This window comes from Calidithermus terrae, assembly GCF_003574345.1.
Lineage (GTDB): Bacteria > Deinococcota > Deinococci > Deinococcales > Thermaceae > Calidithermus > Calidithermus chliarophilus.
Genome location: NZ_QXDL01000169.1, coordinates 1 through 8,881, shown reverse-complemented (window position 1 = coordinate 8,881; position 8,881 = coordinate 1). Strand labels below are relative to the sequence as shown.

Annotated in this window: 8 protein-coding genes; 6 read left to right on the top strand and 2 right to left on the bottom strand. The window is 64.6% G+C overall.

The window, feature by feature from the left end:
* Positions 1-238 precede the first annotated feature (238 nt).
* Positions 239-1,531, bottom strand: coding sequence for an isocitrate lyase (gene aceA, locus Mterra_RS15955; RefSeq protein ID WP_119316068.1), 1,293 nt, complete (start codon positions 1,529-1,531; stop codon positions 239-241).
* A 584-nt stretch (positions 1,532-2,115) separates the two neighbouring features.
* Here aceA and Mterra_RS15950 point away from each other — a divergent pair.
* From Mterra_RS15950 to Mterra_RS15945, 3 genes are all read left to right on the top strand, one after another.
* Positions 2,116-4,293 (top strand): eCIS core domain-containing protein, encoded by a 2,178-nt coding sequence (locus Mterra_RS15950; protein WP_170159704.1) that lies wholly within the window; start codon positions 2,116-2,118, stop codon positions 4,291-4,293.
* Entirely contained in the window at positions 4,290-4,742 is a 453-nt protein-coding gene (locus Mterra_RS21995; protein ID WP_147372858.1) for a hypothetical protein, read from the top strand. The genes Mterra_RS15950 and Mterra_RS21995 overlap by 4 nt, the downstream gene beginning before the upstream one ends.
* A gap of 73 nt (positions 4,743-4,815) precedes the next feature.
* A complete protein-coding gene (locus Mterra_RS15945; protein ID WP_147372856.1) occupies positions 4,816-5,475 on the top strand; it encodes a hypothetical protein in 660 nt (219 codons plus the stop codon).
* Positions 5,476-5,550: 75 nt separating this feature from the next.
* On the opposite strand, the gene Mterra_RS15940 is transcribed toward Mterra_RS15945, so the two are convergent.
* Positions 5,551-6,195 (bottom strand): GntR family transcriptional regulator, encoded by a 645-nt coding sequence (locus Mterra_RS15940; RefSeq protein ID WP_119316065.1) that lies wholly within the window; start codon positions 6,193-6,195, stop codon positions 5,551-5,553.
* Between the two features lie 59 nt (positions 6,196-6,254).
* On the opposite strand from Mterra_RS15940, the gene Mterra_RS15935 reads away from it, so the two are divergent.
* The 3 genes from Mterra_RS15935 to Mterra_RS15925 form a co-directional block, all read left to right on the top strand.
* On the top strand, positions 6,255-6,656 hold the full coding sequence (locus Mterra_RS15935; RefSeq protein ID WP_245971663.1) for a UxaA family hydrolase: 402 nt from the start codon (positions 6,255-6,257) through the stop codon (positions 6,654-6,656).
* Positions 6,656-7,861, top strand: coding sequence for a UxaA family hydrolase (locus Mterra_RS15930; RefSeq protein WP_275054713.1), 1,206 nt, complete (start codon positions 6,656-6,658; stop codon positions 7,859-7,861). Before Mterra_RS15935 ends, Mterra_RS15930 begins: the two co-directional genes overlap by 1 nt.
* 63 nt (positions 7,862-7,924) lie before the next feature.
* A partial coding sequence (locus tag Mterra_RS15925; RefSeq protein WP_119316064.1) for a hydroxyacid dehydrogenase occupies positions 7,925-8,881 on the top strand: 957 nt, incomplete at its 3' end.

Below are 8,881 nucleotides of genomic sequence, written 5' to 3'. Positions count from 1 at the left end.
CTCGAGAAGCGCTCCCGGGCCTTCTCGGCCAGCACCGCCTCGAGCCAGCGCAGGCTCCCCCGCCGCCCCCGGTGGTCCTGCCCCGAGAGGTGCGGGCGCAGGGCCTCGAGGTGTTTGAGCCAGGGTGTAGCGGCTTCGCTCACGGTGTATACACTATAACGCCGATGGCTAATAGCCGATAGCCCATGAATCTTTGGCTATCGGCTATCGGCTATTAGCGGCTTCCGCAGGAAGCCCTTCAGTGGAACTGCGCCTCTTCGGTCGAGCCGACCAGCGCGGCGGTGGAGGCCTGCCCGGCGGTGATCGCCAGCAGCACCTCGTCGAAGTAGCCCGCGCCCACCTCGCGCTGGTGGCGCACGGCGGTGAAGCCCTCCTTCTCGGCGGCGAACTCGAGCTGCTGCAGCTCCACGAAGGCGCTCATGCCGCGCTCCTTGTAGCCGCGGGCGAGCTCGAAGGTGCGGTAGTTGAGGTTGTGCCAGCCCGCCAGGGTGATGAACTGGAACTTGTAGCCCATCGCCCCCAGCTCGCGCTGGAAGCGGGCGATGGTGGCGTCGTCGAGGTTCTTCTTCCAGTTGAAGCTGGGCGAGCAGTTGTAGGCAAGCATCTTGCCCGGGAACTGCGCGTGCACGGCCTCGGCGAAGCGGCGGGCGACCTCGAGGTCGGGCGTGGAGGTCTCCATCCACAGGAGGTCGGCGTAGGGCGCGTAGGCCAGCGCCCGGGCGATGCAGGGCTCGATCCCGTTGCGCACGCGGTAGAAGCCCTCCGGCGTGCGCTCGCCGGTCACGAAGGGCCGGTCGCGCTCGTCGATGTCGCTGGTGATGAGGGTGGCCGCCTCCGCGTCGGTGCGGGCGACGATCAGCGTGGGCACCCCCAGCACGTCGGCCGCCAGCCGGGCGGCGTTGAGCGTGCGGACGTGGGCTTGGGTGGGGATGAGCACCTTGCCGCCCAGGTGCCCGCACTTCTTCTCGCTGCTGAGCTGGTCCTCCCAGTGCACCCCCGCCGCCCCGGCCTCGATCATGCCCTTCATCAGCTCGAAGGCGTTGAGCGGCCCGCCGAAGCCGGCCTCGGCGTCGGCCACGATGGGGGCGTACCAGTAGCGCCCGCTCCCGCCCTCGGCCCGCTCGATCTGGTCGGCCCGCATCAGGGCGTTGTTGATGCGCCGCACCACCTGCGGCACCGAGTTGGCGGGGTAGAGCGACTGGTCGGGGTAGGTGTGCGCGGCCAGGTTGGCGTCGGCGGCCACCTGCCAGCCCGAGAGGTAGATGGCCTCGAGGCCCGCCTTCACCATCTGCACCGCCTGGGCCCCGGTGTAGGCCCCGAAGGTGTTGACGTAGGGCCGCTCGTGCAACAGCTCCCACAGCCGCTCGGCCCCCCGCCGGGCCAGGGTGTGCTCCACCTGGACGCTCGGCCGCAGCCGCACCACGTCCTCGGCGGTGTAGTCGCGCCGGATGCCGCCCCAGCGCGGGTTGCTCTCCCACTCCTTACGCAGCTTGTCGGCTTCCAATCGCATCTCCGGGGTCAGTTTGCTCATGGGCTTCCTCCTCGAATGAACTCCCGTCGAGCCGGGGACTCCCCCTCGCTCGGGCTGTGCATCCACCCCCGAGAAAGCTCGTGGCGCTCGGTTGTGTAGCGGGGTAACGCCGGGTGGGCGTTATGGCTCTGATTGTGGGGGAAGCCCCCGGAAACTTTGACCGTGTATAAGTTGGGTCAACACACCCGCGGGAAAGTGTAAATGGAAAATGGGTACACCTGTTGAAAATACACAAGGGCGAACCGGACGCCGAACTCGTTGACATGACAGGGATTGCCGTGCATAGCTCTGCACTGTAGGGCCTAGTGCGACAGTTTGGGGCCTTAGGCCCCTCTTTACTGGAGCTATTCAACGGAAGATTAAGAGGAAATCCCTGGACTCAGTTTGTATAATTGTCTCCCATGCCGATTTATGATAAACGTTCCGCAGATCGGCGGCTGTTCGCTCGATCGCTTCTCAAAAAAGCTGAAGAGCTTGTGCCTCCGGAGGAGCTAGGAGTTCTTCCCCACCGCGTACACTCCCCCACCTCCATCGCTGAGGAGCCCTCTCGGCCTCGAGCCGCTCGGAGCGCCGATGGAGGGCTGGTGGTTCGTCCCTACGGTTATCCCCTCCAGCGCAAGGCCCGCCTGCAGCGGGAGTGGCTGCACCTGGAAATCCAGCGCTACCGGCGGCAACTCGAGGAGGCCCGGGAGGCTGAGGAAGCGGGGGCCGAGCTCTCCCAACGCCTCCAGGCCCAGCAGGGCAAGGGAACTCCCCTGCCGCAGGAACTCCACGCCCGCCTGGAGGCACACCTGGGCGCTGCCCTACCCAAGATCGTCATTCATACCGACGACGAGGCCGATGCGCTGGCGGAAGAGCTCCAAGCCGAGGCTTTCACCTCCGGCAACGCCATTTTCTTCCGCAAAGGCGCGTACGACCCCTATAGCGAGGCTGGGCAGAAGCTTCTCGCTCACGAAGCCGCCCACGTTCTGCAACAGCGCCAAGGCTTAGCCAAGGCTGGGATCGATAGCGATAGGAGTTTAGAAGAGCAGGCCCGGCAGGCCGAACAACCCTTTATCCCTCGCCCGGTCAGGTGGCTGGAACTGGCTGGAGGGCTGACGATTAGGCTCCCCGCTGAAGAAGAGGGCTGGCTGGACGAGGGCAGTGCCATTGGCCTGCGGGGGGAGTACCGCGCCATCCCCCAGCGTATTGCCCGGGCCTACCGGCAGGGCTTGAGCGCAACAGCAGTAGCGGAGGCCATCCGCAAAGCGGAAGCGGCTGTCCACATGCCCCTGCTCGAGGCCGTTCTCACCTTCCTGGGGAGGGCCGAGGGGCTGAAAAATCACTTGCTCCAAGCCTATCGCGGCGGCGAGACTGCGCAAGCCACGGCAACCCCAGCCCAGCCTGCCGTGCAGCGCCAGGCCACCTCGGCGAACCGGCCCCCCTTAAGGGACCTCGAGCCCAACTTCACCTTCGACGCCTTCCTGGAGCAAATCGCGACCAACTTGGCTTACTCCAATTTGCCGGACCTCGAGAACCAAATCCGCGATTCTGTTGACGAAAGGGGCCTCGAGGCGCCACGACGGGGTTCAAACCCTGCTGAGCTGCTGAAGGTCTTCGGCTTTACCAGTGACCGGGTGATCTACGGCCGCTGGGGCCTGCAAGCCCGCGCGTTCCTACCTGACCCGAAGCGCAAAACCCCTTACAACCAGCGAGCAATATTAGCCTTTCGTGGCACAGAAGGGATGTATCCCGCAGTAACCACCCTCGAGGCCAAGCTCGACACCGCCATAGGTGACATGACCGCCGAGGGTGCCGGCTATCCCCAGTACCAGCAAAACCAAGAGCTCATCGCCCGCAATCTTGAGTTCGTCGCCAGAAAATCGCAGGGAGGCAAGGCGGTATTGACCGGTCACAGCCTGGGTGGGGCCCTGGCTCAAATCACGGCGGCGAAGCACCCGAACCTGACCGATCAGGTCGTGACCTTCATGGCTCCGGCCATCCGCACGGCTGACGCTAAAACGGTTGACCAGTACAACCGGGTACACAAAGACGACCCTATCGAGGCCCGGCACTACCGGGTAGAAGGCGACCTCGTGCCTTTGGCGGGGGAGAAGCTGCTCACCGGAAAGCTCTATACCTTCGAGCGCCGCGTGCGCAAGGACTCCAACCAACCCTGGCGCACCGGAGGTCTCTGGGGAGCCGTTATAGACACCCATCTTACCCATCCCCTGGCCCACCTGATCGATCAACAAGGGGCTACCAACCCCTACCAGCAGGCCATCGACCAGCACGGAGCCCACGACCCTTACCTGAACTCCAGCGAGACGGCGGAGGTAAACATCAAGTGGTCGGGAGCTTACGACCTGAGCAAGGATAAAGACCCCCGGCTCAACCTGTCCCAGCCGCACCTGGCTACAGCACCCCAGAAATACTACTGGGCGGCCGTAGACGTGTACTACGACCGGATCGCCTACACCACGCTCCTGGAGGCTATCGAAGCCATCGCCAAACGTCACGATCAGTACCCTGCTTTCAGAAAAGCAGCCCTGGAGTTCATCGGCTCTACCGACAGGCTGCCCTTGAGCAAGGACGCGCTGCTTCTGGCCCAGCAAATCCAGATCAAGGACTTTGAGGAGAGCATCTTTTTCTACATAAAGAGCAGGTTCGCGAAGATGAAGGAGGAGGGCGTAAAAATCGGTCAAGACGTGAAATATGACATAGCAGATGAGCTTCTGAGAATTTGGTGCTCGTGGCATCCGGGCAAAAAGGTAACCAGATGAAGAGGAGGCTCACCTTCTTGGCATTAGTGCTTTTCTTAGGCGCTATCGGAGCAATCATGCAGGGTAATAGGCATAGGGGCGAACCACAGATTAAGGAAGTATTTCTGGCTGTGAGAGAGATGCTTTTGGGTTTGGGGCTAGACCAGATTGATTGTCCAAGTTACTATGGGGATTTCTACGAGTTTAGAGCCTGTTTTGCTTTGAAAAGCACACCAGAAAGCATCATTCCAAATCTCGATAAATCTCTGGCAGGTATGTCAATGAGGACAATGGGCTGGCAGCAGGACTACGGTCTTTGGATAGCAAAGTATCGTGTCTTGCAGAATCCGAAACTAAGAGTAAGTATTGCTCTGACTGAAAAAATAGGCAATTTTGAGCTGGAAGAGCACATGCCACTCAAGAATTATCACACCTTTGCCCGCCTCGCCATAGTTGAGACCGAAGACTAGCAGCTGAAGATGTGCTTGCAGGCCTCTCAGGACCGTTAGCCGTCCTCAATGCCATAGAGAAGCGAGGTTCTAAATGGACCCGAAAGTTACATCGAATGATAAAATCAGAAAGGAGAGTAGTGGTTTTGCCTACTTTCTTCGCGGGGTTATTTGGCTCGTGTTTAGCAGTGCGGGGCTTTGGGCTTTTGGCGGGAACATTCTAGCTGCTTTCTTCTTGATATGGGGCTTCGGTCATCCTCAGCAACCATCGCTTCTCGAGCAGCTACGCTTCTCAACCGTTCAGATGATGCCGACCCTGGTGGGGGCTTGCGCCTTCATCGCCGCCCTATTCAATGGGATCGTAAGTTTCATAGTAATAACGACCGAGAGCTCGAGGCCGACACTGGAAAGCAAGCTGGACTGTGCTCCCGAGTTCATCTACGCGATCAGGTGGATGATATTCGGCTTTCTCATCTCCGTTTGCCTCATCGTGCTTTCCAGGATGACTTATTTCTATGACATTGACCTCCTGCGGCTGGGAGTGGCGTTAGGGACTCTCTTTTTTGTTGTTGCCAGCAGCACTGGCATAAGCGGCATCGTGGGGGTCGTGGAGAAATGGTCGCTCGGGAGGGAAAAGGCCCTTTGCTCTTGGAAAGAGGCCATTGGGTTGATCCTTTTCCTGGTGACGTGGCTATTGCTGCCTGCGGGCTACTTGATGCAGCTCCTTCTGCCGTGCACGAGCTGCTCGAGCTGATCGTCCACGATAAGTCCGGTAGCACCGAGGTGTAGGGGATGTCCTGGCCCAGCTCGAACGGGGCTGCACACTGAGCTAGCTTTGGAAAAACCGGGTCAGGGCTTCCCTCGCCCGCTGCACGTGCGCCCGCATCGCGGCCTCGGCGGCCTCGGCGTCGTGGCGGCTGACGGCCTCGAGCACCGCCTCGTGCTCGGCCAGGGAGAGGGGCAGGCGGCCGGGGATGACGGCAGAGGAGTTGATGAGCAGCCGGATTTGGCCGTCGATGGTCTCGGCCACGGCCAGCAGGCGCTTGTTGCGGGAGGCCTCCCAGAGGGTCTTGTGGAACTCGAGGTCGAGGTCGCCGTAGGCCTCGAGGTCGCCCTCCTGGGCGGCCTTGCGCTGCTGGGCCAGGACCCTCTCGAGCTGCTTGGGCAGGGTCTTCCCGTTGTGCTCCACCGCCAGCCGGGCGGCCAGGCCCTCGAGCACCTCGCGCAGGCTGTAGATCTCGCGGATGTCCTCGGGGGAGGGGTTGGTGACGAAGTAGCCCCGGTGGGGGACGGCCTGCACCAGCCCCTCGCGCTCCAGCGCCGCCAGCGCCTCCTTGATGGGGGTGGGGGAGAGGCCCAGCTCCTCGGCCAGCACCCGCACCACCAGCTTGCGGCCCGGCGGGAGCTTGCGGCCCAGGATGGCGCTGCGCAGGGCCTTGTAGGCTTCGCGGTTGAGGGTCGTGCGCGTGAGCATCGTGGCCTCGAGTGTAGCACGATTGACGACAAAAGATTTTAGATATAAAATCTCGCTGCATGCAAAAGGAGGCCGGCGTGGCGCACAGAGCCCTTGCGCACAAGAGCACCGACGACGTGGCGGTAGCGGTCAGCGACCTACAACCGGGCGAAACCCTCACCATCGAGGCCCTCGACGGGGGCAAGCCCCACAAGGTGAAGGTGCTCGAGGCCGTCCCCTTGGGGCACAAGATCGCCCTGCGCGACCTGCCCGAGGGGCACGTGGTCGTCGAGTACGGCGAGAAGATCGGGCGGATGACGCGGGCGGTGAAGAAGGGGGGCTACGTGCACGTGCACAACATCCGCACGCTGCGGTGGGACTACGGGGATATGCCCAGCGCCAGACGCGAAACGCCGGACGCTAAAGGCAGAGCTAAGGCGACGGCTTCCCAAAAGGCCGGGGCGAAGAAAGGGGGCAGGTGATGGCGAAGGCCGCCAAGCGGAGCGCCTCGAGCGCCCGGGGGAAGGCCGCCCCGATGCAGCTCACCGGCTACCGGCGCCCCAACGGCGCGGTGGGGGTGCGCAACCACGTGGTGGTGCTGCCGGTGGACGACCTCTCCAACGCCGCCGCCGAGGGGGTGGCCCGCCTGATCAACGGTTCGGTGGCGCTGCCGCACCCCTACGGGCGCTTGCAGTTCGGGGAGGACCTCGAGCTCACCTTCCGCACCCTCAGCGGGCACGGGGCCAACCCCAACGTCTACGGCGTGGTGGTCATCGGCATCGAGCCCAAGTGGACCGAGCGGGTGGCCGAGGGTATCGCCAAAACGGGCAAGCCGGTGGAGGTGTTCTCCGTCGAGCGCCACGGCGACCTCAACACCATCAACGCCGCCTCCCGCGCGGCCTACCGGCTGGTGCAGGAGGCCTCGGAGGTGCGGCGCGAGCCCATCAGCCCTTCGGAGCTGGTGCTCTCGATCAAGTGCGGGGAGTCCGACCCCACGCTGGGCCTGGCGGGCAACCCGGCGCAGGGCCGGGCGGTGGACCGGCTGGTGGACCTGGGCGCTTCGGTGATCTTCGGCGAGACCTCCGAGCTCACCGGCGGCGAGCACCTCATCGCCGAGCGCTGCGCCACCCCTGCGCTCAAGAAGAAGTTCCAGGCCGTCTACAGCGCCTACATCCGCATGATCGAGGACCAGGGCGTGGACCTGCTGGGCTCGCAGCCCACCGAGGGCAACATCCGCGGCGGGCTCTCGACCATCGAGGAGAAGGCGCTGGGCAACATCCAGAAGACCGGCTCCCGCCCGGTGAGCGGGGTCATCGGCTACGCCGAGCCGGTGAAGCCGGGGCAGGGGCTGGTGTTCATGAACTCCTCCTCGGCGGGGGCCGAGCACGTGACGCTGTGCGCGGCGGCGGGGAGCGTGCTGCACTTCTTCACGACGGGCCAGGGCAACGTGGTGGGCCACCCCCTGATCCCGGTGATCAAGGTCTCGCCCAACCCCATCACCTGCTCGACCATGAGCGAGCACATCGACGTGCCCCTGCCCGACCTGCTGGTGGGCGAGATCGGGCTGGACGAGGCCGCCGACCGCATCATGAACGTCTTCGAGCGCACGGTGAACGGGCGCCTGACCGCCGCCGAGCTGCTGCGCCACAACGAGTTCGTGATCACCAAGCTGTACCCCAGTGCCTAGCGGCACGCCGGCGGCGGATAGCCACAAAGCACCGCTATCCGCCGCCGGCCACGAGCCACAGCCATGATCGTCATCTGCGAGTTCATCACCCCCGGCGGCCTCGAGCGCCTGCACGACAGCGGCCTCGAGGTCCACTACGACCCCGACCTCTGGAAGGACCGGGCGGCCCTCAAGGTCAAGCTCGAGCACGCCCGTGCGCTCGTCGTGCGCAACCAGACCCAGGTGGACGCCGACCTGCTCGCGGCGGGGCCGGGGCTGGAGGTGGTGGGGCGGCTTGGGGTGGGGCTGGACAACATCAAGCAGGAGGACCTCAAGGCCCGTGGGGTGAAGCTCTACTTCGCCCGCGGCATCAACGCGGCGGGCGTGGCCGAGTACGTGATGGCCGCGATGCTGCACCTGGCCCGCGACCTGGCCGGGGCCGCGCGGCACGTGGCCGAGGGCGGCTGGAACCGCGCCGCCTTCGGGGGCTTCGAGCTCTCGGGCAAGACGCTGGGCCTCATCGGGCTGGGCGAGGTGGGGCTGCGGGTGGCGCGGCGGGCGAGGGCCTTCGGCATGAAGGTGGTGGCCTGCGACCCCCAGCGCCTGCCCTGGGAGAGCGCGGTGCAGGACCTCGAGATCGCCCTCGCCCCGGCGCAAGAGGTGTTGCGGCAGGCCCGCTTCCTCTCCCTGCACGCCCCGCTGACCCCCCAGACCCGGCACCTGATCCGCGCCGAGACCCTCGCCGCCATGCCCCGGGGGGCCTACCTCATCAACACCGCCCGCGGCGAGCTCGTCAACGACGAAGACCTCGCCGCGGCGCTGCGCTCGGGCCACCTGGCGGGGGCGGTGCTGGACGTGGTGGACGTGGAACCCCTGCCCGCCGGGCACCCGCTGCGGGCTGTGGATAACCTGTGGATAACCCCCCACGTGGCCGGCCTGACCGCCGAGGCCCAGGAGGCGGTGGGGCTGCGGGTGGCGCGGCGGGCGAGGGCCTTCGGCATGAAGGTGGTGGCCTGCGACCCCCAGCGCCTGCCCTGGGAG